The sequence below is a fragment of the Castellaniella denitrificans genome, assembly GCF_042653765.1.
GTDB lineage: Bacteria > Pseudomonadota > Gammaproteobacteria > Burkholderiales > Burkholderiaceae_B > Castellaniella > Castellaniella denitrificans.
Map to the genome: position 1 here is coordinate 884,506 of NZ_JBHSEZ010000001.1, position 26,179 is coordinate 910,684.

A 26,179-nucleotide genomic window follows, 5' to 3' on the forward strand; every position below is an offset into this window, starting at 1 on the left:
CTTTCTCGACCATGGCTTTCGATAAAAAACCCCTGCTGCGCGCCGTCCTGGGCCATTTCGGCCGCTGTTCCACCGCCGCGCGGCTGCGCTGGGGACGCATCCTGGGATGGCTGACGCCGCGCCTGCTGCGCTCGCGCGCCCACATCGTCCGGGTGAACCTGGAACGCTGCTTTCCCGATCTGTCCCCGGCCGAACGCGACGCCCTGGCGCGCCGCCATTTCCGCCTGCTGGCCCAGTCCTTCGTCGACCGGGGCCTGTGCTGGTTCGGCGCGCCCGAACGCATCATGGACACGGTGGAACTGCGCGGCGAACACCACCTGCAGGCGTTGCTGGACCAGGGGCGCCGCATCCTGATGTTCGCGCCGCACTTCATCGCCCTGGACGCCGCCGCCACGCGCCTGACCCTGTTCCTGAAGGAATCGGCCACGCTGTACACGCGCCAGAGCGACGCCGACGTGGACGAGATCGTGCGCCTGGGGCGCGGACGCTTCAACCAGGTCCACCTGGTCAGCCGCCACGACGGCGTGCGCGGCCTGATCCGGCACCTGCGCAAGGGCATCCCGGTGTATTACCTGCCGGACATGGACTTCGGCCGCCAGGGCAGCGCCTTCATCCCCTTTTTCGGCGTGCCCGCCGCCACCCTGCTGTCGGCCGCCCAGATCGCCGCCTCCTGGGATGCGGTGGTGGTGCCGGTCATCAGCCGCCTGGACCCCGACACGGGCCGCTACCGGGTGGACGTCGGCCCGCCGGTGGAGCACTTCCCCGGCGACGATGGCCCCGAAGCCGCCACCGCCCGCCTGAACCGCCTGATCGAAGACGAAGTCCGCCGCGACCCGGCCCAATACTACTGGGTACACCGGCGTTTCAAGACCCGGCCTGAGGGGGAGCGGGGGTTTTACTGATGCGCCATCATCTCCAACATCTGATTTCAACAGACGCTACGACCGCTGCCGCAGCGCCTGATTGATCTGCCGTGCGGCTTCGCGCAATGATGGCAGGCAGGCATCCAGCATGGCCTCGCGCGAATAGCGGCTGGTGTGGCTGCTGACATTCATCGCACTGATCACACGGCCGCCGCGGTCCATCAGGGGCACAGCCACGGACTGCAGGCCCGGTTCGAGTTCCTGGGCCACACAGGCATAGCCATCGGCGCGGATGTCGGCCAACATGCGTTTCAGCACGCATGGATCCGTCACCGTGTCCGGCGTGTAGGCACGGATGTCGCTGGCGGCCAGCACCCGATCCTGCTCGGATTCGGGCCGACCGGCCAGCAGCACACGGCCCATCGAGGTCACCCAGGCCGGCAGCCGGCTGCCGACCGCCAGGTTGATGGTCATGACACGATGGGTGGCCACACGCAGAATGTAGATGATGTCTTCACCGTCCAGCACCGACACCGAGCAGGACTCACCGGTAGCTTCGGCCACGGCCTCCATATAAGGTTGCGCCAGATCCCACAGCGGCGTCGCCGACAAATAGGCATACCCTAGTTCGAGAATGCGCGGCGTCAAGGCGAACCGGCGATCATGGATTTCGACATAGCCCAGATGCGCCAGCGTCAGCAGGATGCGGCGCGCGCCGGCGCGCGTCAGCCCCGTGACGGCGGCGACTTCGGACAAGGTCATGCTGGGCCGTTGCGGCCCGAAAGCACGAATGACCGACAAGCCCCGCGCAAACGATTGCACATAGCTGTCGCCAGGCGTGCGCGTCCGGCCGGCGGTCTCATCCTGCGTATTACGTTCATCCGTCATGGACTCTCCTGTGGGCAATGCGGACCAGGTTATCAAGCGGCACCATGATGATCATCTTGACACACGCATCCTGCCATGAAATTATATTCATAATCCGAACATTTGTTCGTATATAGAACAAATTAAATCATATCGCCAGACTTCAGGGAATACCCATGATCTCTAAATTCGTATCCAGCGCCGCCGCCGCCCTCGCGGATGTGCCCGACGGCGCGACCGTCATGATCGGCGGTTTCGGCACGGCGGGTCAGCCCATGGCCCTGATCGACGCGCTGCTTGAACAAGGTGCCAAAGACCTGGTCATCGTCAACAACAACGCCGGCAATGGCGAGTCAGGTCTGGCGGCGCTGCTGGGCGCCAACCGGGTTCGCAAAATTATCTGTTCGTTTCCCCGTCAGGTCGATTCACAGATTTTCGATGGCCTGTACCGCCGCAAGGAAATCGAACTCGAACTGGTGCCGCAGGGCAACCTGGCCGAACGCATCCGTGCCGCCGGCGCGGGCATCGGCGCATTTTTTACGCCCACCGGCTATGGCACCCTGCTCGCCGAAGGCAAGGAAACCCGGGAAATCGACGGCCGTCAGCACGTTCTCGAATACCCGCTGCATGCCGACTATGCCTTGATCAAGGCGGATCGCGGTGATCGCTGGGGCAATCTCGTCTATCGCAAGACCGCCCGCAATTTCGGTCCCATCATGGCCACGGCCGCCAAACTGACCATCGCCCAGGTCAGCCAGACGGTCGAACTGGGCGAACTCGACCCGGAAGCGGTGGTGACCCCTGGCATTTTCGTCCAGCGCGTGGTGACGGTGAACACCACAGACGACACACAACCCGCTCAAAGCGCAGCGTGAGGAATTGACAGCATGAACAAACTGAATCGTGACCGGATGGCTGCGCGTGTCGCGCAAGACATCCCCGAAGGCGCATATGTCAATCTGGGCATCGGCCTGCCGACCCTGGTGGCCAACCACCTGCCGGCAGACCGGGAAGTGCTGCTGCACACCGAAAACGGCCTGCTGGGGATGGGGCCGGCACCGGCCCGGGGGCATGAAGACTGGGACCTGATCAATGCCGGCAAACAGCCCGTGACGGCCCTGCCGGGCGCGGCCTTTTTCCACCATGCCGATTCTTTCGCCATGATGCGGGGGGGCCATCTCGATATTTGCGTCCTGGGGGCCTTTCAGGTCTCGGTCCGCGGGGATCTGGCCAACTGGCATACCGGCGCACCGGATGCCATTCCCGCCGTGGGCGGCGCCATGGATCTGGCCAGCGGCGCCAAAAACGTGTTCGTCATGATGGATCTGCTGACCAAAACCGGGGACAGCAAACTGGTTGAAACCTGTACCTATCCGCTGACGGGCGTTGGCTGTGTCAGCCGCATCTACACCGACGTGGCCGTCTTCGACATCCGCAAGGACGGCGTGCACGCCTACGACCTGGTGGATGGCCTGTCCCTGGACGAATTGCAGCGCCTGTGCGGTGTACCCTTGATTTAAAAGCCGCCCGTACCCACCCGACCGCACGCCCGGTTTCAACGGAAAGAGAGATCCCGATATGACCCAGCAAGCCTTCATCTGCGATGCAATCCGCACACCCTTCGGCCGCTACGGCGGCGCACTGTCGTCGATCCGCGCCGATGATCTGGCCGCCATCCCCCTCAAGGCCCTGATGGCGCGCAATCCCCAGGTCGACTGGCAGGCGATGACCGATGTCCTCTTCGGCTGCGCCAACCAGGCCGGCGAAGACAACCGCAACGTCGCCCGCATGGCGACGCTGCTGGCCGGCTTGCCGCTGGAATTGCCGGGCGCGACCATCAACAGGCTGTGCGGTTCCGGGCTGGATGCACTGGGCACCGCCGCCCGGGCGATCAAATCCGGCGAGGCCTCACTGATGCTGGCCGGCGGCGTCGAAAGCATGAGCCGGGCGCCTTTCGTGATGGGCAAGGCCGAAAGCGCCTTCTCGCGCAACGCGCAGATCTACGACACCACCATCGGCTGGCGCTTCGTCAACAAGCTGATGAAACAGCAGTACGGCGTCGACTCCATGCCCGAAACGGCCGAACACGTCGCCACTGAATTCAAGATCAGCCGCGAAGACCAGGACCGCATGGCCTATGCCAGTCAGGCCAAAGCCGCTGCCGCACAAAAAGCCGGCTTCTTCGATGTCGAACTGACCCCGGTCCACATCCCCCAGAGAAAAGGGGATCCGGTCGTGCTCAACCGCGACGAGCACCCGCGAGAAACCAGCCTCGAAGCCCTGGCCAGACTGAAACCCATCGTCCGCCCCGACGGGACCGTCACCGCGGGCAATGCGTCGGGCGTCAACGATGGCGCCTGCGCACTGCTGCTGGCCAGCGAGGCCGAGGCCGCCCGCCAGGGCCTGACGCCACGCGCACGCGTGGTCGGCATGGCGACGGCGGGGGTGCCGCCGCGCATCATGGGCATGGGTCCCGCGCCAGCCACGCGCAAAGTCCTGTCACTGACCGGCCTGACCCTGGACCAGATGGATGTGATCGAATTGAACGAGGCTTTCGCCGCCCAAGGACTGGCCGTGTTGCGCGACCTGGGCCTGGCCGACGATGATGCCCGCGTGAATCCGAACGGCGGCGCCATTGCGCTGGGCCACCCGCTGGGCGCCAGCGGGTCGCGCCTGGCGACCACCGCCATCAATCAACTGCAGCGCATCGGCGGCCGCTATGCGCTATGCACGATGTGCATTGGCGTGGGTCAAGGGATCGCCGTCATTCTCGAGCGCTGCGACTGACGCTGTCGGCGACGGTGAAAGTGCCGGTCACCCCCACTGAAGCCAGGATTTCAGTGGATAATGTCCCCCATGATCTGGAACTTCACCAAAATGCACGGCGCGGGCAACGATTTCGTGGTCCTGGACGGCGTGCGCCAGTCCATCGACCTGACACCCGCCCGCGCCCGGGCCCTGGCCGACCGCCATCGCGGCGTCGGCGCCGACCAGATCCTGCTGGTCGAAGACCCCCTGCACCCGGACGCGGACTTCCGCTACCGGATCTTCAACGCCGACGGCGGCGAGGTCGAGCACTGCGGCAACGGCGCGCGCTGTTTCGTGCGCTTCGTGCACGAACAGGGCCTGTCGCGGCGCAATCCGCTGCGCGCCGAGATCGCCACGGGACTGATCGTGCTGCACGAGGCCGAGGACGGCCAGGTCAGCGTGGACATGGGCCGCACCGCCTTCGCGCCTCCGGACCTGGCCTTCGATCCGTCCGGCCTGGAAACCCGCGCCTGCGGCGATGACACCCTGTACCGGCTGGATCTCCCGCCCGAGGCGGGCGAAGCCTGGTGCTCGCTGGTGGCGATCTCCAACCCCCACGCCGTGGTCCTGGTGGACGACGTGGACACGCATCCCGTCGCCCGGACCGGTCCGGCGATCGAGTCCCATCCCCGCTTCGCCCACCGCGTCAACGCCGGCTTCATGCAGGTGCTCGACCGCCACCACATCCGGCTGAGGGTCTACGAACGCAGCGCCGGCGAGACCCTGGCCTGCGGCACCGGCGCCTGCGCCGCCGCCGTCGCCGGCATCCGGCGCGGCCTGCTGGACAGCCCGGTGCGAGTCGACACGCGCGGCGGCGTCCTGCGGATCGAATGGGACGACCGGGTCCTGCGCATGCAGGGTCCGGCGACCACGGTTTTTCATGGCCGGATCGACATCGACGCGCTGACCGCGTCCTTTTGACCGGCCGCGCCTTTTTGACTGACGGAAAGCCCACATGACGCAGGATGCCTTCACCGCCCAGGACGTGGCGGACTACCTCAGCCGCAACCCCGACTTCTTCGAGGCGCACGCCGACGTCTTCGCCTCGCTGAACGTGCCCCACCCCCACCAGGCCCGCGCGATCTCGCTCGGGGAACGGCAGATCCTGACCCTGCGCGCGCGCGTCAAGGAACACGAACACCGGCTGATGCAGCTGCTGCACAATGCCGGGGGCAACGAGCGCATCAACCAGTCGCTCATGCAGTGGTGCGCGCGCATGCTGGCCGAGCCCGACGCGGAACGCATTCCGGCCCACATCATCCGCAGCCTGTCGGACCAGTTCGACCTGAGCGCCATCGCCCTGCGGGTCTGGGACCTGCCCGCGCTGGCGGACAGCGAATTCGCCCAGGACATCGACTCCGGCGTCCGCGCCTACGCCGAGAGCCTGACGCAGCCCTATTGCGGCCCGCTCAAGGACCAGGAGCCCGCCCGCTGGCTGGCGTCCGAGCCCGCCTCGCTGGCGATCCTGCCCCTGCGCACGCTGAACGGCGCCGCGCCGGTCGGGCTGCTGGTCCTGGGGTCGGACGACGCCGGACGCTTCACGCCCGACATGGGCACGGCCTTCCTGTCGCTGATCGCCTCCCTGGCGGGCGCGGCCCTGGGGCGGCTGGCCCGCACGGCGCCCGAGGCGGCCTGAGCGGCGGATCGCCATGAGCGCGCGTTCCGGATGCCGTCGCCCGCGCGCCGGCGTCGGGGCAGCGGCCTCCGCCGCGCGGGCGACGGCATCCGCTCCCGAAGACACCGCGCCGGACGACGCCCTGGCCGAGGCCTGGCTGTCCGAACTGGGGGCGCAGCAGCGCTATTCCGACCACACGATCGCCGCCTACCGCCGCGATCTGCGGGCGCTGCGGCAATGCTTCCCCGGCGAACCGCTGGACACGCTGGGCGAAGCCCAGATCCGCCAGGCCCTGGGACGGCTGCATGCCTCGGGACTGCAGCCCCGCAGCCTGGCGCGCGCCCTGGCCGCCTGGCGCGGCTACTACGAATGGCGGGCGCCCGCCGCCGGGCTGACACGCAATCCGGCGCACGGCGTGCGCGCACCCCGCATCCCGCACAGCCTGCCCAAGGCCCTGTCCGTGGACCAGGCCCAGGCCCTGCTGGACCGCAGCCACCTGCCGCCCGCCGAAACGCCGGTGGAACGGCGCGACATGGCCATGTTCGAGATCCTGTATTCCGGCGGCCTGCGGCTGTCGGAGCTGGTCGGCCTGGACTGGCGGCCGGTACGCGCGCCCGGCCACGTCTCGCACAGCTGGATCCAGGCCGACGAGGGCGAGGCCGTGGTCCGGGGCAAGGGCGGCAAGACCCGCATCGTGCCGCTGGGCCGCCAGGCCCTGGCCGCCCTGCGGGCCTGGCTGGAAGTCCGCGACGGGCTGCTCAACCCCAAATCCGACGAGGACGCCCAAGCCGCGCTGTTCCTGGGCGAACGCGGCCAGCGCATCGGCCCGCGCGTGGTGCAGCTGCGCCTGCAGGCCCTGGCGCAGCGCGTCGGCCTGCCGCTGCACGTGCATCCGCACAGCCTGCGGCACAGCTTCGCCAGCCACCTGCTGCAGTCCGCCCAGGACCTGCGCGCCGTCCAGGAGCTGCTGGGGCACGCCAATATTTCCACGACCCAGATCTACACCCGGCTGGATTTCCAGCACCTGGCCGCCAGCTACGACCAGGCCCATCCCCGGGCGCGCCGCAAGACCAAGGATTGACGCACGCCCGGGACCGCCGCGGCCCCGGGGCCACGACGCGGGCACCAGGGCCGGCTCGCGCAGGCGCTCAGGCCAGGAACCGGCGCGCCAGCAGCACCCAGTAAGCGGCGCCGATGGCCAGGTTCTCGTCGTTGAAGTCGTAGCCGGGGTTGTGCACCATGCAGGCGCCGGCTTCGTCGCCTTCGCCGTTGCCGATCAGCAGGTAGCTGCCCGGGCGCTTTTCGAGCATGTAGGCGAAGTCCTCGCTGCCCGTCAGGGCCGGCCCCTGGCGCTCGATCCGGTCGGCCCCGAGCAGTTCCTCGCCGACCCGGCGCGCGAACTCGGTTTCTTCCGGGCTGTTGACCAGCACGGCGTAGCCGCGCCGGTAGTCGATCTGCGCGGTCACGCCGAAGCCCTCCGCCTGGGCGTGGACCAGCGCCTCGATGCGCTGCTCGACCAGCCGGCGGACCTCGGGATCGAGCGCGCGCACGCTGAGTTCCAGGCGCGCGCTCTGAGGGATCACGTTGTTGGCATGGCCGGCGCGCAGCGCCCCCACCGTCACCACGGCGGTTTCCTGGGGATCCACGTTGCGCGACACCACCGTCTGCAGCGCCATCACCAGGCTGGCCGCCGCCACCACCGGATCGGCGGCCTTGTGCGGCAGGGCGCCATGGCCGCCGCGGCCTTCGAGGGTGATGCCGACCTTGTCGGACGAGGCCATCATGGCCCCTTCGCGGAACACCAGCCGCCCCCGGGGCCAGCCCGGCATGTTGTGCATGGCGAAGATGGCGTCGCACGGATATTTCCGGAACAGGCCGTCGGCCATCATGCGCACGGCCCCGCTGTCGTCCGTGCCGTACTCCTCCGCCGGCTGGAAGATCAGGTTCAGGGTCCCGGAAAACCCGCCCGATTCGGCCAGCACCCGGGCCGCGCACAGCAGCATGGCCGTATGCCCGTCATGGCCGCAGGCGTGCATCACGCCCGGATGCCGGCTGGCGTACGGCAGGCCGGTCTCCTCCTGGATCGGCAGGGCGTCCATGTCGGCGCGCAGGCCCAGCGACCGGGTGCCGTCGCCCTTGCGCAGCCGCCCGACCACGCCGGTCCCGCCCAGGCCGCATTCGACCTCGTAGCCCCATGCCCGCAACCGGGACGCCACCAGTTCGGCGGTCCGATGCTCTCCGAAGGGCAGTTCGGGATGGCCGTGGATGTCCCGGCGCAGGTCGATGAATTCGCGGGCATAGGCCCGGACGGTATGCAGCAGGGGATGGTCGTTCATCCGGCACTCCGATCAAGAACAGACAACGGGAAAACGGGTCATGGCCGCCTCAATCCACGAGGGCCCGCTTCCCCCCGGTTTCGGGCAGCAGCACGATGCCCACGATGGTGAGGATGCTGGTGGCGACGACGTACAGCGCCGGCGCGGCGGGGTTGCCGGAGACTTCGATCAGCCAGGTGACGACGAACTGCGTGGATCCGCCGAACACCGCCACCCCGACCGCGTAGACGATCGACAGGCCCAGCGCCCGCACGTGGCGGGGGAACTGCTCGGGGATCATCACGATCGACGGCGCGCCGCTGATCGCTGTCAGGCCGGCCAGCAGCAGCGTCGTCAACGCCAGCGTCGCGAGATTGGTGTGTTCGAGCAGCAGCAGGAAAGCCGGCAGCGTCAGCACGGCCAGGGCCACGCGCGGCCACAGGATGACGGGCTTGCGACCGTAGCGGTCCGACAGCCAGCCGCCCAGCAGGGCACCCAGCCACGTCACCAGGCCGTACGTCACGGTGGCGAGCATGCCGACGACCGGCGTCAGCTTCAAGGTCACGATGGCGTAGCTCGTCATGTACGTGGAGACATAGGTCGACACCGTGCCGCCGATGACCACCAGCACCCCGAGCAGGGCCGGACGGGCGTAGTGACGCAGGCGCGGACGGGGCTGGGCGGCGGCCTGGGGCCGGCCCCCCTCGTCCATGTCCAGCGATTCGGGCATGTGGCGGCGCAGGAAGATCGCCACGAAGATCAGCACCGATCCCAGCAGGAACGGCAGCCGCCAGCCCCAGGACAGCATCTGCTCGGGCGACAGCGACAGCGTCAGCAGCACGCCGATGATGCCGGCGGCGAGGGCGGCCAGCCCCTGGCTGGCGAGCTGCCAGCTGCCGTAGAGCCCGCGCCGGCCCGGCGGCGCGACCTCGATCAGGTAGGACGTGGAAGGACCGACCTCGCCGCCCAGCGCCAGGCCCTGGATCAGCCGGCACAGCACGACGATGACGGGCGCGGCCAGGCCGATGCTGTCGTAGGACGGCGTCAGCGCCAGGCCCAGGGTGCCCACGACGATGAGCGCGATGGTCAGCAGCATCGCGGGCTTGCGGCCCGCCCGGTCCGCCAGGGCGCCGATCAGCACCCCGCCCAGGGGCCGCGTGACGAAGCCCACGCCGAACACCGCCACCGACAGCAGCAGGCTCATGAACGGCGTGGAGGCCGGAAAGAAGGTCTTGCCGATGTAGACGGCGAAGAAGGCGTAGGTGGTGAAGTCGTAGAACTCGATGGCGTTGCCCGCCACCGTGGCCGCCACGATGCGGCGCGATATTCTCGGCTGGCCGGACGCCGCGCCATGCTCCATGCCCGGGGCGCGCGCCTGCGGGGGTAAAGGGATTGCCGCCGCCGAGCGGCCCGTGCTGCTGTTGGCCATGATCGAGTCTCCTCACGTTCCGCGTCGTGCGCGTCGTTTTTTATGATTCTTGCATCTTATGAATCCGCTTTTAATTCGTCCAATGCATAGTTATCATTGAATGAATTCACAAAACTCATTATTTGACAGCTACGATGAACCTGCGTCACCTGGAGCACCTGCTGGCCGTGGCGGACACGGGATCCTTCAGCCGCGCGGCGGAACGGCACCACATCACCCAGTCCGCCCTGAGCCGCAGCATCCAGGCGCTGGAAGACGCGCTGGACGCGCGCCTGATCGACCGCGTGGGCAAGCGCAACGAACTGACGCCGTTCGGCCAGGCGGTCGCCCTGCGCGCCCGCCGCATGGTGCTCGACGCCGCCGAACTGCGCCGCAGTGCCGAATTCCTGCGGGAAGGCCACATGGGCTCCCTGCGCATCGGGCTCGGCTCGGGGCCGAGCGCCATGCTGATGCGGCCGTTCCTGGGCTACATGGCCCGGACGTTTCCCGGGGTGGAGGTCAGCGTCTCGCCCGGCGCGACCGAACTGCAGGTCCCGCAGCTGCGGCAGCGCGCCTTCGACGCGCTGGTGGTCGACATGCACCGCGTCGCGCCGGCATCCGACCTGTCCATCGAAGACCTGGGAGAAATGCGCGCGGGCTTCATCTGCCGCCACGATCATCCGCTGAGGGCATCCGGCGCGGCCGTCTCCTTCGCTGAAATGCGGCGCTATCCGCTGGCGTCGACCCCCTTGAGCGCGGAAGTGTCCCGGGGCCTGATCGCCCGCTACGGCGCCGAGGCCGACCCGCAGCGGGCGGTGACCCTGCGGTGCGACGACATCCACAGCCTGCTGGACACCATCCGGGAAAGCGACGCCATCTTCCTGGGCATCCTGGGCCCGGCCTGGCCGGACATCCGCGCGGGACGGCTGGCGGAACTGGAGATCCGCCCGGCGCTGAACGCCTCGGCCCGCTTCGCCCTCGTCACGCTGGCGGACCGGACCGAGGCGCCGGCCATGGCCATCCTGCGCCGGTTCGCGTCCGAGCGGCTGCGGGACTGAGCGCGCGGCGCGCCGGCCGCCCGGCCCGCTACGGCATCGTGAAGGCCTGCGACAGCTGCCGCGTGTTCCAGCGGAACATGCCCAGGTAGGTCGAGGCCTCGTGGCCCGGAAGATCCAGCGTGTCCGCATACAGGACGCCGCCCGGCGCCACGCCGGTCTCGGCCGCGATCTGCCGCAGGGCGCGCGCGTTGCCGCCCTGCTCCAGGAACAGCGCCCGGATGCGGTGCGCGCGGATCCGCGTCACCAGATCCGCCATGGCGCGCGCCGAGGGCTCCGCCTCGCTGGACAGACCGACCACCGACAGGACCTCGATGCCGTAGGCCGCGCCGAAATAGCCGAAGGCATCGTGCGAGGTCGCCAGCACGCGCCGGTCGGCGGGGATGGCGTCCAGCTCGCGGCGCCATGCGGCGTCGGCCTGCCGCAGCCGGTCCGCGTAGGCCTCGGCCCGCGCCTGGTAGGCGGAAGCGTGGGCCGGATCGGCCTCGGCCAGTCCGCGGGCGACGTTGCGCGCATAGATCACGCCATTGGCCAGATCCTGCCAGGCGTGGGGATCCACGTCGCCCTGGGCGTGGCCATGGCCCGCATGCTCACGCTCATGGCCCGCATCCCCGTGCGCCGCCTCGTCCCCTTCCAGGCGCCGGGGCCGCACGCCCCGCGAGACCTCGATCATGCGTCCCTCGAAACCGGCCGCCTCGACCAGGCGCGGCATCCAGGACTCGAAGCCCAGGCCGTTGACCACCAGCACCCGGGCCCGGCCCAGGGCGCGCGCGTCCTTCGGCGTCGGCTCGAAGGTATGGGCGTCGCGCATCGGCCCGACGAGGACGTCCAGGCGGATGTCGTCCCCGCCCACCTCGCGCACGATGTCTCCCAGGATCGAGAACGAGGCCACCACGGGCAGGCGCGCATCATCCGCCGCGTCCCCGGCCCGGGCGGCGGCCGGGGCGCCCGCCGCCGCGGCCAGGGCCAGGACGCACGCGGCGCCCGCCAGCCACGCGCCGGCGCGCGCCCTCATTCCGGCCCCGCGCCCTTTCATGGGTTTCCTTCCTTCACGGACTGCAGCAGCCGCGCGCGGCGCGCCCGCGCCTCGCGCAGGGCCAGCAGGACGCCGCCATGCGGCCCGAACGCCACCGAAATGAAATGGATGGCCCCCGCCGCCAGGATGATGGCGGGCGACGCGGGCACGTCGGCGTGATAGGACACCAGCAAGCCCGCGTAGGACGCCAGGGCGCCCAGGGCGGCGGCCAGCACCATCTGGGCACCCACCGGACGTGCCCAGAACCGGGCGGCCGTCGCCGGCAGCATCATGATGCCCACCACCATCAGGGTGCCCAGCACCTGGAAGCCCGCCACCAGGTTCAGCACCAGCAGCAGCAGGAAGCCGATGTGCGCCCAGGCGCCCGCGCGGCCCTCGGCGCGCAGGAAGCCGGGGTCCAGGCATTCCATCGCCAGCACGCGCAGCAGCGCGGCCAGCGCCAGCAGCGTGACGCTGCTGACGACCGTGACCAGGATCAGGGCCGCGTCGCCGAGCCCCAGGACGGTGCCGAACAGCACGTGGATCAGGTCCATGTTGGTGCCCTTCAGGGACACCAGCAGCACCCCCAGGCCGAGGGACACCAGGTAGAAGGCGGCGAAGCTGGCGTCCTCGCGCAGGGGCGTCAGGCGCGACACGAGGCCGGCCAGCACGGCTACCGCCACGCCGGTGACCAGCCCGCCGAGCGTCATGGCCGTCATGGACAGCCCCGCCGTCAGGAAGCCGACCGCCACGCCGGGCAGGATGGCATGGGCCATGGCGTCGCCCATCAGGCTGAGGCGGCGCAGCACCAGGAACACCCCCAGCGGTCCGGCGGCGAAGGCCAGCGCCAGGGCGCCCGCCAGGGCGCGGCGCATGAAGCCGAACTCGATGAAGGGCTGCGCCAGCCAATGCCACAGGTCCATCAGGCGGCCTCCCCGGCGCACAGGTGGCGGGCCAGGTGCAGGTTGGACGCGCACAGCACCTGGCCGCTGTCGCCCCAGCCCACGACCTGCCCCGCCAGCAGCAGGGCCTGCGGAAAATAGGCGCGCACCATGTCCAGGTCGTGCAGCACGACGATCAGGGTGCGCCCTTCGCCGTGCCACCGGTGCAGCAGGGCCAGCAGGTCCTCGGTCGTGGCCCGGTCCACGGCGGCGAAGGGCTCGTCCAGCAGGATCACCCGCGCGTCGCGCAGCATCAGCCGCGCGAACAGCGCGCGCTGCCGCTGTCCGCCGGACAGCGTGTTCACGGGCTGGCGGCCGAAGCCGGCCAGGCCCACGGCGCGCAGGGCGGCCTCGACGGCGTCCCGGCCCGCGTCGTCCAGGCCGCGCCAGGCGCCCAGCCGATGCCAGGCCCCCATGGCCACCAGGTCGAAGGTGCTGATGGGGAAGTCCAGGTCCAGTTCGGCCGACTGCGGCAGGCAGGCCAGCTCGCCCGCGATCTCCGGGTCGATCCGGATGCGCCCCCGGATGGGGCTCAGGCGGCCCGCCATGGCCTTGATCAGCGTGGATTTGCCGGCGCCGTTGGGCCCCACCACCGCCGTCATCGAGCCCTTCGGGAACGCGCCGCTGGCGTCGCGCACCGCGATCCGGTCGCGCCAGCCCAGCCAGACCTGCTGCAATTCGATCGCGGGCGCCGCCGCGCCGGACGCGGGCGTCACCACCATCCCAGCGCCCACCCGGTCAGCAGCCACAGGAACAGCACGGCCAGCGCGGCGCGGCACATGCGCCGGCCGGCCGACAGCAGCAGGGAAGAACCGCGATAGCGGCCCGGCCTGTCGAAGAACGGGAAATGGGACATAATCGCCTGTGACATGCGCGCAACGGCGCATCGAAACCGCTATGTTATAACATAACCATCATGACCACGAAGGCCCACTCCCACTCGCATGCCGAAATCGCCGCGCGCCTGGACACGGCCGAACGGCTTTGCGCCGAGCGCGGGTCGCGGCTGACGCCCCTGCGGCGCCTGGTGCTGGAAACGCTGCTGCGCCATCCCGGCAGCCTCAAGGCCTACGAACTGCTCGACGCCCTGCGCGCCGCCCAGCCCGGCGCCGCGCCCCCCACGGTCTACCGGGCGCTGGATTTCCTGACGGAACAGGGCCTGATCCACCGGCTGGACGCCATCAACGCCTGGAGCGCCTGCACCGACGCGGGCGGCCAGCCCCACGACGTGCTGGTCGTCTGCACCCGCTGCGGCAGCGTGGCCGAACTCAGCGACCCCGACCTGGGCCGCCGCCTGGCCGCCTGCGTCGCCCAGGCCGGCTACGCCCTGAGCGGCCAGGAAACCGAACTGCGCGCGCTCTGCCCCCGCTGCCGGCAGGCCTGAGTCACGCGTCCGGCGCGGGCGGCCGCGCGTCCGCGAACCCGCATCGCAACACGAACTGGAACACCGCCCCGGCGCCGGATTGCGGCAGCAGCCGGATCGTGCTCTCGTGCAATCGCAGGATCCGGTCCACGATCATCAGCCCGAATCCGCCCGAACGCGTTTCCTGGGCGGCCGCATAGCCCGTGAACGCGGGCCGCTCGAACAGATGCTGCGCCAGCACGGGGGAAACGCCCGGGCCGGTGTCGCGCACGGTGACTTCGATGCCGTCCCGCCCCCGCGGCTGCAGCCGCACGGTGATTTCCCCGCCCTCCGGCGTCGCCCGCACCGCGTTGTCGATCAGATTGACCAGCACGCGCTCGATCATGGCGAGATCGGCCGTCACCCGCGGCAGCCCGGGGGCGATGTCGGCCACCAGGCGCTGCCGCCTGGCCTCGGCCGCCAATTCGAACTTCTGGAATACGTCCTGCAGCAGGTCGGGCAGGAAGAAGGGCTCCATCTGCGGCCTGACGATGCCGTATTCCAGCCGCGCGAGTTCGAACATTTCCTGGGCCAGGAGGCCGACCTTGCGGCTTTGCTCCAGGGCGATGTCGAGATAGCGCAGCCGCTCGCGCGGATCCAGCGTATCGGACTTCATCCGCAAGGTTTCCAGGTAGCCGTGCAGCGACGTGAGCGGCGTGCGCAGATCGTGCGAAAGATTGGCGAACAGCTCGCGCCGCTGCCGGTCCTGGTCCCGCAGCGCCTGCCATTGCTCGTCGATGCGGCGGGCCAGATCCTCGAAGCTGCGGCTCAGCAGCGCCAGGTCGCTGCCGCTATGCGCCGCCCGACCGAGCAGCGGCCTGGCCCGCGGCAGCCAGGACATGCCATGGCGCTCGAGACCGCTCACCGCCTCGGTCAGCGCGCGCAGCGGGCGCGTGATCAGGTGAAACGCCGTCAGCCCGGCCAGCAGGCCCAGCAGGGCCACCAGGGCCATGGACCACAGCATCGCGCTGGCCGCTCCGCCGGCGTTCACGTGTTCGGCGAGCGACTCGCGGCTTTCGCCCTGCAGGATCACGTAGACGAAGCCCGCCTCGCGGCCGTCGGCCTTCAGCGGCGCGGCGCTGAAGACCTTGCGGCCGCCGGGATCGCGCGGGTCGTCGCCGAAGATCGGCAGCGTGCCGCCGCCCAGCAGCGATTCGATGGGGGCCAGGTCCACCCGCGCGCGCTTGACGGCCCCCTCGGGAGCCGAGTAGGACCGGATGCGGCCGGTTTCGTCGAGCAGGTAGACCTCGACGCTGGGGTTCACCGCCATGAGCTTGTCGAACAGGTCATGCACCGCCGAAGGGTTGAGCCCCCCGGCCGCCATCAATTCCGGATAGCCGGCGATCTGCGGGGCCAGGTCCAGGGAAAGCCGCTGGATGACTTCCTGTTCGTGCCGTTCGCTGCCCCGCATCTGCAGGGCGACCGAGGCGGCGCAGCATGCCAGCAGCAGCACGACGAACACGGCCGACAGGCGCTGCGACAGCGAAAGCCTGCGCATCATCATGACGGAGGATCCTCCGCCAGCTTGTAGCCGCGCCCCCAGACCGTCAGGATCAGGCGGGGCTCGGACGGATTGCGCTCGATCTTCATGCGCAGCCGGTTGATGTGCGTGTTCACCGTATGCTCATAGCCATCGTGCCGGTAGCCCCAGACCTGGTTGAGCAGGTCCAGGCGCGAGAACACCCTGCCGGGATGGCGGGCGAAGAAATGCAGCAGGTCGAATTCGCGCGGCGTCAGTTCCACCGGGCGCCCTTCCAGGCGCACTTCCCGCGCGATCGGGTCGATGCTCAGCCCGCCCAGCACGAGCGTCCCGGCGTCCAGCCGGGCGTTGCGCGCCAGGGCCTCGCTGCGCCGCAGCAGCGCGCGCATGCGCGCCACGAATTCCATGATGGAAAACGGCTTGGCCAGGTAGTCGTCGGCCCCCAGTTCCAGCCCCAGGATGCGGTGCACCTCGCTGGAGCGCGCGCTGGTGATGATGATGGGAATGTAGTGGGCCATGGCGCGCGCCTGCCGGCAGATCTCCAGGCCATCCACGCCCGGCAGCATCAGGTCGAGCACCAGCGCGTGCCAGCCCCCCTGGGCGAGCGCGGCGAGGCCCTGGGTGCCGTCGGCGACGCGCACGGCGTCATAGCCTTCGTCCCGCAGGTGCATGCGCAGGAGTTCGGCGATGTGATCGTCGTCCTCGACGATGAGTATCCGTTTGGGAGCGTCCATCCGGCCATTATCCGACAGGATGGCGCGGCGAATTATCACGATTTTTTGAATTCCCGGTGAGGATTCCGATATCGGCCGCATCCCATAATGCGCCCATGCAAACCGATCCGCCCCTTTCCCCCGAGCGCGGCAAGCCGCTGCAGCCCCTGTGGCTTCGCGCAACGCACTGGATCAACGCCCTGGCCGTGCTGATCATGGTCATGAGCGGCTGGCGCATCTACGACGCGTCGCCCCTGCTCGATGTCACGTTCCCCGCGGGCATCACGCTGGGCGGCTGGCTGGGCGGGGCGCTGCAATGGCATTTCGCCGGCATGTGGCTGTTCGTCCTCAACGGGCTGGCCTACCTGCTCCTCAACCTGTCCACGGGCCGGCTGGTCCGCCGCCTGTTCCCCGTGACGGCGCGCGGCGTCCTGGCCGATGCGCGGCTGGCGCTCGCGGGGCGCCTCGCGCATGCGGACCTGAGCCGCTACAACCAGGTGCAGCGCGCCGCCTACCTGTTCGCGATCCTGGACCTCGTCCTGGTGGGCCTCAGCGGCCTGGTCCTCTGGAAATCCGTGCAATTCCCGCTGCTGCGCGAACTCCTCGGGGGCTACGAGGCGGCCCGGTGGATTCATTTCTGCGGCATGGCCGCCATCGTCGCCTTCGCGCTCGTCCACATCGTCATGGCCGCGCTGGTGCCCCGATCGCTGCTCGCCATGGTGTCGGGCGGATCCCGCGCGCGCCGGCCCAGCAAGGAAACCGCATCATGAACTTCTCCCTCTGGCACAAGGACAATGCCCAGGCCGTCGTGGCCGAGGCGCGGGACCTGATCCGCAAACGGCTGCCGCAGGCTTCGCGCCGCCGCTTCCTGGCGCGCGGGCTGACGCTGGGCGGACTGTGCATGCTCAGTGGCTGCGGCATCGACGACGATGCCACGGCCGAAACGGCATTGATGCGGATCTCGCGCATCAACGACTGGGTGCAGGGCCGGCTGTTCGATCCCTCCCTGCTCGCGCCCACCTATCCGGACTCCATGATCGCGCGCCCCTTTCCGTTCAATGCCTACTACGGCGAGGACCAGGTGCCGCGCATCGATGCCGGGGGGTTCCGGCTGGAAGTCTCCGGCCTGGTCGCCCGCAGGCATCCGTGGTCGCTGGACGAACTGCGCGCGCTGCCCCGGTACACGCAAGTCACGCGCCACATCTGCGTGGAAGGCTGGAGCGCGATCGGCAAATGGGGCGGCCCCCGCCTGGGCGACTTCCTGCGCGCGGTCGGCGCCGACCTGGATGCGCGCTACGTCGGCGTCCACTGCGGGGACGACTACTACACCAGCATCGACATGGCGACCGCCCTGCATCCCCAGACGCTGATCGCCCTGGACTGGGACGACCGGCCGCTGCCGCCGAAGTACGGCTTTCCGATGAAGCTGCGCATCCCCACCAAGCTCGGCTACAAGAACCCCAAACACGTCCAGGCGATCTTCGTGAGCAACACCTTCAACCGCGGCTACTGGGAAGACCAGGGCTACAACTGGTTCGGTGGAAGCTGACGAAGACGCCCTCCCTTTTCCCACCGCGGCGTCCGCCGCCATTTCCCCCAACCTTGAAAGGAAACATCATGAAAACCACATTCGCCACCGCCGCGCTTTCCGCCTGCCTCGCCCTGGGGGCCGCCTCGGCCTTCGCGGCCGGCACGATGGGCAACGACAAGATGGGCATGGGGCAACCCCCGGCGTCCGGACAGGCCATGCACAAGGACAAGATGAGCAAGGACAAGATGGGCATGGACAAGCAGGGCATGGGCCAGGCGCCGATGGCCAAGGAAGGCAAGTCCGCCATGGACCCCATGGGCAAGAAGGGCATGGAAAAAGGAGCCATGGGCAAGGACGGCATGAAGAAGTAAGCCCCGGCGCCCACGGAACGCCGCGCCCCGGCATCCATTCCGCGCATCCGGCGCCGGGCGCGGCCGATCCTTTACTTCGGCATCGCGGAACCCTATAGTCCCGGATAAACGACAAGAAAACGGCGGCGGGCGGCCCGCGCGGGCCCGCCATCCGCCCCGCCCGGGGAGGGTTCCACCATGGCACTGGATGCGAACAGCCTGACGCGCCTGTCCATCGACCTGTACGACGCCTGCTACGACCCCGGTCGCTGGCCGCTGGCCGCCCGGGCGCTGCGCGACTGCCTGGACAGCATGGCGGCCACGCTGGTCGTGCGCCAGGGGACGGACTTCCGGACCATGCACAGCGACTGCGACGCCGACTATTCCCGCCGGTACTGGCGGGATTTCTCGTCCCGGGACCCGATGCTGGCCGGCCCCGCCCCGGCCCGCCGGATCTATTGCGACCAGACGGTCATGGACCGCGCCCGCTTCCGGCGCACCGCCCTGTTCAACGACTGGCTGCGGCCCCAGGACCGGCACAGCGTCCTGCTGGTCAAGATCCCCGACGAACGGGGCGGGACCGCGGCCATCTTTTCGCTCAACCGGGGCGGATCGCAGCCGTTCTACGGCCCGGACGACCTGGCCGCCTGCCGGCAGATCGAACCCCTGCTGGCCCACGCCGTCCGCCACCAGCGCCGCATCGCGCAGTTGCGGGCGCTTTCGGAAACCGGCCGCCCGTCCGCGAACGGACCGGGCCACCTGATCCTCGACACGGGCCGCCGCGTGCGGCACCTGGACCCGGCCGCCGCAGCGCTGCTCGACCGGCACCCGGACGTCCTGGTCATCCGCGGCGGCCTGCTGGGCGCACCGGACGGCGCCACGGCATCGCAACTGGCTCACGGGCTCCTGCGGGCCTGCGCCGGCCTCTCCGCCACCGGACGGACCGGCACCGACCTGCTGCTGCGCGACACTGCCGGCCGCCCCCGGCTGGCCTTGCACATCGCCCCGCTGCCCCACGCCCAGGTCTTCGGGCTGGAAGACGCCGGCCTGGCCTCCCTGACGCTGAGGTCCCTGCGGGCCGACGTCGACCCGGAGGTCATCCCCCACCTGCAAGCCCTGTTCGGCCTCAGCCCCAAGGAAGCCGCGCTGGCCCGGACCCTGATGCAGGGCCTGTCCCTGCGCGAGGCCGCCCTGGAACGCCACGTCGGCCTGACTACCGTGCGCAGCCAGCTCTCCAGCCTGTTCCGCAAGACGGGCACGACCCGCCAGGGCCAGTTGATCGCCCTGCTGGCGAGGGCGACGGCCGCATAGCGCCACCCTCCGGGCACGCGCAACCAGGCCCTGAGCATCGACGTCGGCCCGCAGGCCGACGCCGGCAAGCACCAGGGCTTCGGCGGCGGCGCGGCCCAGGTTTGCCCTAAACCCGGGCCTATGATGTAATCGCATGCTGATCGCCGCATCCCCAGCCCGCCGCCGGGAAGGCCAACGCCCCCCTGCATCCGGCGCGACAGGGGCGGCGCATCGCATTCGAGGCCATCATGAACACTGCTCCATCCGCCGATTCCCTGATTCCCGTCACCGTGCTCACCGGTTTCCTGGGGGCGGGCAAGACGACCCTGCTGCGCCGCATCCTGACGGAATTCCACGGCCAGCGCATCGCCGTCATCGAAAACGAGTTCGGCGAGGAAAACATCGACAACGACCTGCTGGTCCAGGACAGCGACGAACAGGTCGTGGAACTGAGCAACGGCTGCGTCTGCTGCACCGTGCGCGGCGACCTGATCCGTACCCTGGGCGACCTCGCCGCCCGGCGCGCCACCGGCGGCGTGCGCTTCGACCGCGTGATCATCGAGACCACGGGCATGGCCAACCCCGGCCCGGTCTGCCAGACCTTCTTCATGGACGACGACATCGCCGCCACCTACCGGCTGGACGCCGTCGTCACGGTGGTGGACGCCAAGCACGGCATGGCCACCCTGGACCACCAGGAAGAAGCCCAGCGCCAGGTCGGCTTCGCCGACCGCATCCTGATCTCGAAGAAGGACCTGGTCAACGAGGCCGACTACCAGGCCCTGCGCGCCCGGCTGGTGCGGATCAATCCGCGCGCCTCCATCATGCCCGCGCATTTCGGCGAAACCGACCTGAAGGCCCTGCTGGACGTCAGCGGCTTCGACCTGGACGCCATCCTGGACATCGATCCGGAATTCCTCGCCGAGGAAGCCGCCGGGCACGATCACCACAGCCACGACCATCACAGCCACGAGCACGACGACGAGGACGGCCACCACGCCTGCGGTCCCGCCTGCGGCCACGACCACCACGATCATCACCACGCCCACCACGACGACGAGATCGGCGCCTTCGTGTTCCGCTCGAACCGCGCCTTCGATCCGGAACGCCTGGAGGACTTCCTCAGCGGCATCGTCCAGGTCTACGGCCCCGACCTGCTGCGCTACAAGGGCATCCTGTACATCAAGGGCATCAACCGCCGCATGCTGTTCCAGGGCGTGCACATGATGTTCGGCGCCGAGCCCGGCAAGCCCTGGCCTGCCAGTGAAAAACCGAATACCCGCATGGTCTTCATCGGCCGTAAACTGCCTCAGGACATCTTCACCCAGGGGCTCGAACAATGCCTGGCCTGAACACCGCATCACCGCTGCCCCGCCGCGCCTTCCCGTCGCGGCAGACAGGACCCGGCACATAAAGAAGAGGACACGACATGGCTACCAAATCCAGCACCAAGCCCCAAGGCAAGCCGCTCACGGAAAAAGAGCTGCTGGCGATGCCTGAAAAGGATTACATGAACGAAGCGCAGCTGGCGTTCTTCCGCGAACGCCTGCATCAGCTCGAACACGAGATCCTGACCAACGCCGGCGCCACGACCGAGAACCTGCGCGAGACCCAGTACGTGCCCGACCCGGCCGACCGCGCGACGATCGAGGAAGAGCATGCGCTGGAACTGCGCACCCGCGACCGCGAGCGCAAGCTGCTGAAAAAGGTCCAGCAGGCCATCGCCCGCATCGACGCCGGCGAATACGGCTGGTGCGAGGAAACCGGCGAACCCATCGGCATCCCCCGCCTGCTCGCCCGCCCCACGGCCACCCTGTCGCTGGAAGCGCAGGAACGCCGCGAGATGCGCCAGAAACTCTACGGGGATTGAAGCCGGCGCCTGGACCCGTCATGCGGCGTTGCAAATCTTCGCGATAGTATGACTATCGCTGCGGTTTGCGCCTTGCCTGACAAGCCCATGCATCCAGCTTGAATTTTCCAAACATGCCCCCATGTGACCCTCTCCACCCGAGAGAACCGCATGGAACAATTTCACGCCACCACCATCGTCTGCGTCCGGCGCGGCAATGAGGTCGCCCTGGGCGGCGACGGTCAGGTCACGCTGGGCAACATCGTCATCAAGGGCACGGCCCGCAAGATCCGCCGGCTCTACCACGACCAGGTCCTGGCCGGCTTCGCCGGCGCCACGGCCGACGCCTTCACCCTGCAGGAACGCTTCGAGGCCAAGCTGGAAAAGCACCAGGGCCACCTGATGCGCGCCGCCGTCGAGCTGACCCGCGACTGGCGCACCGACCGCGTGCTGCGCCGGCTGGAAGCCATGCTGATCGTGGCCGACCGCGAACACACCCTGGTCCTGACCGGCAACGGCGACGTCCTGGAACCCGAATACGGCATCGCCGCCATCGGCTCGGGCGGCGCCTACGCCCAGGCGGCGGCGCGCGCCCTGCTGGACGCCACGGAACTGTCCCCGCCCGACATCGTCAAGAAATCCCTGGAAATCGCCGGGGAGATCTGCATCTACACCAACCAGAACCACATCGTCGAAACGCTCTAGGTCCGCCTCCATGTCTGATGCCACCCCCATGACCCCCAAGGAAATCGTCTCGGAACTGGACAAGCACATCGTCGGCCAGGACAAGGCCAAGCGGTCGGTGGCCGTGGCGCTGCGCAACCGCTGGCGCCGCCAGCAGGTGCCCGAGCCCCTGCGCCACGAGATCGTCCCCAAGAACATCCTGATGATCGGCCCCACCGGCGTGGGCAAGACCGAGATCGCCCGCCGCCTGGCCCGCCTGGCCAACGCCCCCTTCATCAAGATCGAGGCCACCAAGTTCACCGAGGTCGGCTACGTGGGCCGCGACGTGGACACCATCGTGCGCGACCTGGTCGAGGTCGCCATCAAGCAGACGCGCGAGACCGAGATGCGCCGCGTGCGCACCCAGGCGGAAGACGCCGCCGAGGACCGCATCCTGGACGCCCTGCTGCCGCCCCCGCGCAACGCGCGCGGCGAGCCCGAGCGCGAGGAAAGCAACAGCACCCGCCAGGTCTTCCGCAAGCGCCTGCGCGAAGGCAAGCTGGACGACACGCAGATCGACATCGAGGTCGCCCAGACGCCGCCGCACATGGAAATCATGGCGCCCCCCGGCATGGAGGAAATGACCGAGCAGCTGCGCGGCATGTTCGCCGGGCTGGCCCAGGGCAAGACCAAGTCGCGCAAGCTGTCCGTGAAGGAAGCCTTCCGCCTGCTGGTCGAGGAAGAGGCCGCGCGCCGCATCAACGAAGAAGAACTGCGCACCCGCGCCGTGACGCTGGCCGAACAGCACGGCATCGTCTTCCTGGACGAGATCGACAAGATCGCCGCGCGCCAGGAACAGGGCGGCGCCGACGTCTCGCGCCAGGGCGTGCAGCGCGACCTGCTGCCGCTGGTCGAAGGCACCACCGTCAACACCAAGTACGGCATGGTGCGCACCGATCACATCCTGTTCATCGCCTCCGGCGCCTTCCACCTGTCCCGCCCGTCGGACCTGATCCCGGAGCTGCAGGGCCGCTTTCCGATCCGGGTGGAGCTGGATTCCCTGACGGCCGAGGACTTCGTGCGCATCCTCGTCGAGACCGACGCCTCGCTGACCAAGCAATACGGCGCCCTGCTGGCCACCGAGGACGTCACGCTGGAATTCACCGGGGACGGCGTGCGGCGCCTGGCCGAGCTGGCCTTCGAGGTCAACGAGCGCACGGAAAACATCGGCGCCCGGCGCCTGTACACGGTGATGGAAAAGCTGCTGGAGGACCTGTCCTTCGAAGCCGCCAGCCCGGGCGCGGAAACCGTGGTGATCGACGCGGCCTACGTGAACGACAAGCTGTCCGAGGCGGCCGGCAGCCAGGACCTGGCGCGCTACGTGCTGTAGGACCCGCTCACGCCGGACGGGCCATCGCCGCGGGCCCCGCGCCGGAAGGCGGAGGGCGGCACGCCGTGCCAGCGCCGGAACGCCTGGGAGAAGCTGGACAGGCTGGCATACCCCATGCGCTCGGCCACGCGCGACAGGCTGTCCCGCTCCTCGCCCACCAGGCGGGCGGCCAGCGCCGCGCGCTCCTGCGCCGCCAATGCGCGGAATGAGGCGCCGGCACGGCCCAGGCGGCGCTTGAGCGTGCGTTCGCTGGTGTGCAGGGCATCGGCCAGCGCGCCCAGGCTGGGCGGCACCCCGGAATCGGACGAGGACAGATAGTCCCGCGCCGCCTGGGCGGCGTCCGGCAGGACCCGTTGCCGTTCGAGCTGCTCGCGGCACAGGCGCTCGCACAGCGACAGCGTCAGGGGATCGGCGTGGGGCAGGCGGCGCGCCAGGAACCCGGCGGGAAACGCCAGCCGGTAGGCCGCGCCCCGGAACGAAGGCTCGGCGCCGCCCGGCCTGGGCGGATCGGCCGGCCGTGAAAACACCCGCCCCCGGCCGGCCTTGAGCTCGAAGGCCGACAGCCGGAAATCCTCGCCGCCCACCTCCCGCAGCAGGTTCGCGCTGGCCGCCATGTCGCGTTCCGCCACGAAACGGCCCAGCGCCGCGGACAGGCCGGGCGGCGGCGCATAGTGCAGCACGGCCAGATCCCCGCGCCGCGCGAAGCGGATCGAGCAATAGGCGAAGCTGAGGCCGACGAACCGCAGCGCCCAGGCCAGCGCATCCCCCATCGTCGGGTTGTTGAGCAGGCCGTAGCCCCACAGGCCGAAGGTCGAAAAGGTGTAGTGCCGCCCCATTTCCAGGCCGAGGCCGGGCGGATGGCCCAGGGCGCGGAGCAGGTTCCCGATCACCCGGAGTTCCTGCCCTCCCAGCAGGCGGCATTCGGGATCGTCGAGCTGCGCCAGGCCGATGCCGCTGCCCGCCAGCAGGCGTCCGGCGGGCAGGCCGCGGCGCGCGCCGAATTCCAGCACCAGCCGCACGCTGCCCGGCCCGCGTGCAAAATCCCGGAAGATCATCAGGGGTTTCCCGTAAGTCCCGACCAATGGCCTGAATTCTAAAGCGAATGGCCCCGCCGCCCATTGGGATCAACCCGCCCCGGTCCGTATCATGGCCTCCGGCCCCTCCCCGTTGCCGCACACCACCGACCGAGCCCGAATCATGCCCGCCTCCCTGGAATCACTCGACGCCCTGCTCGCGCGCCAGCGCGCCGCCTTCCGCGCGGACCCCCACCCCGGGCCGGCCGTGCGCCGGGACCGGCTGGAACGCCTGCTGCTGCTCGCCGATCGCCACGAGGCGGCATTCATCCAGGCCATCGACGCCGATTTCGGCGGCCGCAGCGCCCACGAAACCCGCCTGGCCGAACTGCTGGTCGTGCGCGCCGGCATCCGCCACGCGCTGCGGCACCTGCGCCGCTGGATGCGGGTGCGGCGGATGCCCACCGCGCCGTATTTCCGGCCCGGCCGCAACCGCCTGATGCCGCAGCCCCTGGGCGTGGTGGGCATCATCGCCCCCTGGAACTACCCCTTCCAGCTCTCGATCGGCCCGGCGGTCGCCGCCCTGGCCGCCGGCAACCGCGTCCTCGTCAAGCCTTCGGAACTGGCGCCGCGATTCGCCGCGGCGCTCCAGGAGGCCGTCGCGGCGCACTTCGCGCCGGACGAGCTGGCCGTGGTCCAGGGCGGCGCCGAATTCGCCGACGCCTTCGCCCGCCTGCCGCTGGACCACCTGTTCTTCACCGGTTCGCCCGCCGTGGGGCGCCTGGTGGCCCGGGCCGCCGCGGAACGCCTGACCCCGGTCACGCTGGAGCTGGGCGGAAAATCCCCCGCCATCCTGGCGCCGGACTGCGACCTGGCCGACGCCGCGCGGCGGATCGCCTTCGGCAAGCTGCTGAACGCGGGCCAGACCTGCGTCGCCCCGGATTACCTGCTGGTCCCCGCCGGCCGGGCCGACGCGGTCGCCGCGGCGCTGGCCGACGCCATCGGCCGCCTGTACCCCGGCCTCCCGGCCACGCCCGACTACTCCGCCATCCTCGGCGAACGCCACTACGCGCGGCTGGCCGGACTGGTGGAGGACGCCCGGGCGCACGGCGCCCGCGTCCTGCAACCCGGGTGGCCGGAACGGACGGACGGCGCCGCCGCCCGCAAGTTCCCGCCGACCCTGGTCCTGGACGCGCCGCCCCAGGCCCGCCTGATGCGCGAGGAAATCTTCGGCCCCATCCTGCCGATCCTCGAATACCGCAATCCGCAGGAAGCGATCGACCGCATCAACGCCGGCGAGCGGCCGCTCGCCCTCTACTGGTTCGGCCGGGACCCGGGACTGCGCGACCACGCGCTGCGCTCGACCCACGCCGGCGGCGTCTGCGTCAACGACTGCCTGTGGCAACTGGCCCAGGAAGCGCAGCCCTTCGGCGGCGTGGGCGCGAGCGGCTTCGGGGCCTACCACGGCCGCTGGGGATTCGACCGATTCAGCCACCTGAAGCCGGTCTTCCTCCAGAGCCGCCTCGGCGGCGCCCCCCTGTTCCATCCCCCCTACGGCAGGACTTTCGAGGCGCTGCTGGCCCTGCTCAAGAAGATCGCCTGAACCCCCGG

Annotated in this window: 28 protein-coding genes; 18 read left to right on the forward strand and 10 right to left on the reverse strand. The window is 69.6% G+C overall.

The genetic code is table 11. The features are described from left to right. Window positions 1-11 precede the first annotated feature (11 nt). Entirely contained in the window at window positions 12-902 is an 891-nt protein-coding gene (locus tag ACFO27_RS04140; RefSeq protein WP_376816135.1) for a lysophospholipid acyltransferase family protein, read from the forward strand. Window positions 903-938: 36 nt separating this feature from the next. Here ACFO27_RS04140 and ACFO27_RS04145 read toward each other — a convergent pair whose 3' ends face one another. Then, window positions 939-1,751: an IclR family transcriptional regulator gene (locus ACFO27_RS04145; RefSeq protein WP_376816136.1), complete on the reverse strand. Its 813-nt coding sequence runs from the start codon at window positions 1,749-1,751 to the stop codon at window positions 939-941. 155 nt (window positions 1,752-1,906) lie between these two features. Between ACFO27_RS04145 and ACFO27_RS04150 the strand changes: the two genes are divergently transcribed. From ACFO27_RS04150 to ACFO27_RS04175, 6 genes are all read left to right on the forward strand, one after another. After that, entirely contained in the window at window positions 1,907-2,605 is a 699-nt protein-coding gene (locus ACFO27_RS04150) for a 3-oxoacid CoA-transferase subunit A (protein WP_376816137.1), read from the forward strand. A 12-nt stretch (window positions 2,606-2,617) separates the two neighbouring features. Then, window positions 2,618-3,250, forward strand: a complete 633-nt coding sequence (locus ACFO27_RS04155; protein WP_376816138.1) for a 3-oxoacid CoA-transferase subunit B — start codon at window positions 2,618-2,620, stop codon at window positions 3,248-3,250. Window positions 3,251-3,308: 58 nt separating this feature from the next. Continuing rightward, window positions 3,309-4,517, forward strand: a complete 1,209-nt coding sequence (gene pcaF, locus ACFO27_RS04160) for a 3-oxoadipyl-CoA thiolase (protein ID WP_376816139.1) — start codon at window positions 3,309-3,311, stop codon at window positions 4,515-4,517. A 69-nt stretch (window positions 4,518-4,586) separates the two neighbouring features. After that, window positions 4,587-5,459: a diaminopimelate epimerase gene (gene dapF, locus ACFO27_RS04165; RefSeq protein ID WP_376816407.1), complete on the forward strand. Its 873-nt coding sequence runs from the start codon at window positions 4,587-4,589 to the stop codon at window positions 5,457-5,459. A 34-nt stretch (window positions 5,460-5,493) separates the two neighbouring features. Beyond that, entirely contained in the window at window positions 5,494-6,174 is a 681-nt protein-coding gene (locus tag ACFO27_RS04170) for a DUF484 family protein (RefSeq protein ID WP_376816140.1), read from the forward strand. Window positions 6,175-6,187: 13 nt separating this feature from the next. Then, the gene (locus tag ACFO27_RS04175) at window positions 6,188-7,234 is read left to right on the forward strand and encodes a tyrosine recombinase XerC (RefSeq protein ID WP_376816141.1); all 1,047 of its coding nucleotides are present in this window, start codon (window positions 6,188-6,190) and stop codon (window positions 7,232-7,234) included. 67 nt (window positions 7,235-7,301) lie between these two features. On the opposite strand, the gene ACFO27_RS04180 is transcribed toward ACFO27_RS04175, so the two are convergent. Together ACFO27_RS04180 and ACFO27_RS04185 are read right to left on the reverse strand one after the other, a co-directional pair. Next, complete coding sequence (locus ACFO27_RS04180; RefSeq protein WP_376816142.1) at window positions 7,302-8,489, reverse strand: M20 aminoacylase family protein; 1,188 nt, start codon at window positions 8,487-8,489, stop codon at window positions 7,302-7,304. A gap of 49 nt (window positions 8,490-8,538) precedes the next feature. Beyond that, window positions 8,539-9,897, reverse strand: a complete 1,359-nt coding sequence (locus tag ACFO27_RS04185) for an MFS transporter (protein ID WP_376816143.1) — start codon at window positions 9,895-9,897, stop codon at window positions 8,539-8,541. Between the two features lie 134 nt (window positions 9,898-10,031). Between ACFO27_RS04185 and ACFO27_RS04190 the strand changes: the two genes are divergently transcribed. Then, entirely contained in the window at window positions 10,032-10,934 is a 903-nt protein-coding gene (locus ACFO27_RS04190) for a LysR family transcriptional regulator (RefSeq protein WP_376816144.1), read from the forward strand. 28 nt (window positions 10,935-10,962) lie between these two features. Here the strand turns inward: ACFO27_RS04190 and ACFO27_RS04195 are convergent, their stop codons facing one another. From ACFO27_RS04195 to ACFO27_RS04210, 4 genes are read right to left on the reverse strand one after another with little or no spacing between them, the layout of a single operon-like run. Next, on the reverse strand, window positions 10,963-11,946 hold the full coding sequence (locus ACFO27_RS04195) for a metal ABC transporter solute-binding protein, Zn/Mn family (RefSeq protein WP_376816145.1): 984 nt from the start codon (window positions 11,944-11,946) through the stop codon (window positions 10,963-10,965). A gap of 17 nt (window positions 11,947-11,963) precedes the next feature. Continuing rightward, entirely contained in the window at window positions 11,964-12,869 is a 906-nt protein-coding gene (locus tag ACFO27_RS04200; RefSeq protein WP_376816146.1) for a metal ABC transporter permease, read from the reverse strand. Continuing rightward, window positions 12,869-13,609 carry a metal ABC transporter ATP-binding protein gene (locus ACFO27_RS04205; protein ID WP_376816147.1) on the reverse strand — a complete coding sequence of 247 codons (741 nt, stop codon included), beginning with the start codon at window positions 13,607-13,609 and terminating at the stop codon, window positions 12,869-12,871. The genes ACFO27_RS04200 and ACFO27_RS04205 overlap by 1 nt, the downstream gene beginning before the upstream one ends. Continuing rightward, window positions 13,600-13,743: a hypothetical protein gene (locus ACFO27_RS04210; protein ID WP_376816148.1), complete on the reverse strand. Its 144-nt coding sequence runs from the start codon at window positions 13,741-13,743 to the stop codon at window positions 13,600-13,602. Before ACFO27_RS04210 ends, ACFO27_RS04205 begins: the two co-directional genes overlap by 10 nt. A gap of 60 nt (window positions 13,744-13,803) precedes the next feature. Between ACFO27_RS04210 and ACFO27_RS04215 the strand changes: the two genes are divergently transcribed. Continuing rightward, on the forward strand, window positions 13,804-14,271 hold the full coding sequence (locus ACFO27_RS04215) for a Fur family transcriptional regulator (protein ID WP_323025285.1): 468 nt from the start codon (window positions 13,804-13,806) through the stop codon (window positions 14,269-14,271). A gap of 1 nt (window position 14,272) precedes the next feature. On the opposite strand, the gene ACFO27_RS04220 is transcribed toward ACFO27_RS04215, so the two are convergent. Then, window positions 14,273-15,793 carry a sensor histidine kinase gene (locus tag ACFO27_RS04220; RefSeq protein WP_376816149.1) on the reverse strand — a complete coding sequence of 507 codons (1,521 nt, stop codon included), beginning with the start codon at window positions 15,791-15,793 and terminating at the stop codon, window positions 14,273-14,275. Next, window positions 15,790-16,503, reverse strand: a complete 714-nt coding sequence (locus ACFO27_RS04225) for a winged helix-turn-helix domain-containing protein (RefSeq protein WP_376816150.1) — start codon at window positions 16,501-16,503, stop codon at window positions 15,790-15,792. The genes ACFO27_RS04220 and ACFO27_RS04225 overlap by 4 nt, the downstream gene beginning before the upstream one ends. Window positions 16,504-16,598: 95 nt before the next feature. Here ACFO27_RS04225 and ACFO27_RS04230 point away from each other — a divergent pair, with 95 nt between their 5' ends. The 8 genes from ACFO27_RS04230 (at window position 16,599) to hslU (ending at window position 23,555) form a co-directional block, all read left to right on the forward strand. Next, complete coding sequence (locus ACFO27_RS04230) at window positions 16,599-17,252, forward strand: cytochrome b/b6 domain-containing protein (protein ID WP_376816151.1); 654 nt, start codon at window positions 16,599-16,601, stop codon at window positions 17,250-17,252. Further along, complete coding sequence (locus tag ACFO27_RS04235; protein ID WP_376816152.1) at window positions 17,249-18,031, forward strand: molybdopterin-dependent oxidoreductase; 783 nt, start codon at window positions 17,249-17,251, stop codon at window positions 18,029-18,031. Before ACFO27_RS04230 ends, ACFO27_RS04235 begins: the two co-directional genes overlap by 4 nt. A 68-nt stretch (window positions 18,032-18,099) precedes the next feature. Continuing rightward, window positions 18,100-18,384 (forward strand): hypothetical protein, encoded by a 285-nt coding sequence (locus ACFO27_RS04240; RefSeq protein ID WP_376816153.1) that lies wholly within the window; start codon window positions 18,100-18,102, stop codon window positions 18,382-18,384. A gap of 177 nt (window positions 18,385-18,561) precedes the next feature. Next, window positions 18,562-19,674 (forward strand): helix-turn-helix transcriptional regulator, encoded by a 1,113-nt coding sequence (locus tag ACFO27_RS04245; protein WP_376816154.1) that lies wholly within the window; start codon window positions 18,562-18,564, stop codon window positions 19,672-19,674. 227 nt (window positions 19,675-19,901) lie between these two features. Further along, the gene (locus tag ACFO27_RS04250) at window positions 19,902-21,005 is read left to right on the forward strand and encodes a CobW family GTP-binding protein (protein WP_376816155.1); all 1,104 of its coding nucleotides are present in this window, start codon (window positions 19,902-19,904) and stop codon (window positions 21,003-21,005) included. A gap of 77 nt (window positions 21,006-21,082) precedes the next feature. Then, window positions 21,083-21,523: an RNA polymerase-binding protein DksA gene (gene dksA, locus ACFO27_RS04255; protein ID WP_376816156.1), complete on the forward strand. Its 441-nt coding sequence runs from the start codon at window positions 21,083-21,085 to the stop codon at window positions 21,521-21,523. A gap of 150 nt (window positions 21,524-21,673) precedes the next feature. Beyond that, the gene (gene hslV / locus ACFO27_RS04260; RefSeq protein ID WP_376816157.1) at window positions 21,674-22,207 is read left to right on the forward strand and encodes an ATP-dependent protease subunit HslV; all 534 of its coding nucleotides are present in this window, start codon (window positions 21,674-21,676) and stop codon (window positions 22,205-22,207) included. 28 nt (window positions 22,208-22,235) lie between these two features. Then, window positions 22,236-23,555, forward strand: coding sequence for an ATP-dependent protease ATPase subunit HslU (gene hslU / locus ACFO27_RS04265; protein WP_376816408.1), 1,320 nt, complete (start codon window positions 22,236-22,238; stop codon window positions 23,553-23,555). On the opposite strand, the gene ACFO27_RS04270 is transcribed toward hslU, so the two are convergent. Beyond that, window positions 23,543-24,610, reverse strand: a complete 1,068-nt coding sequence (locus ACFO27_RS04270) for an AraC family transcriptional regulator (protein WP_376816158.1) — start codon at window positions 24,608-24,610, stop codon at window positions 23,543-23,545. The two genes, hslU and ACFO27_RS04270, sit on opposite strands and share 13 nt — an antisense overlap. A 139-nt stretch (window positions 24,611-24,749) precedes the next feature. Here ACFO27_RS04270 and ACFO27_RS04275 point away from each other — a divergent pair, with 139 nt between their 5' ends. Next, window positions 24,750-26,171, forward strand: coding sequence for a coniferyl aldehyde dehydrogenase (locus ACFO27_RS04275; RefSeq protein ID WP_376816409.1), 1,422 nt, complete (start codon window positions 24,750-24,752; stop codon window positions 26,169-26,171). The last annotated feature ends 8 nt before the right edge of the window (window positions 26,172-26,179 follow it).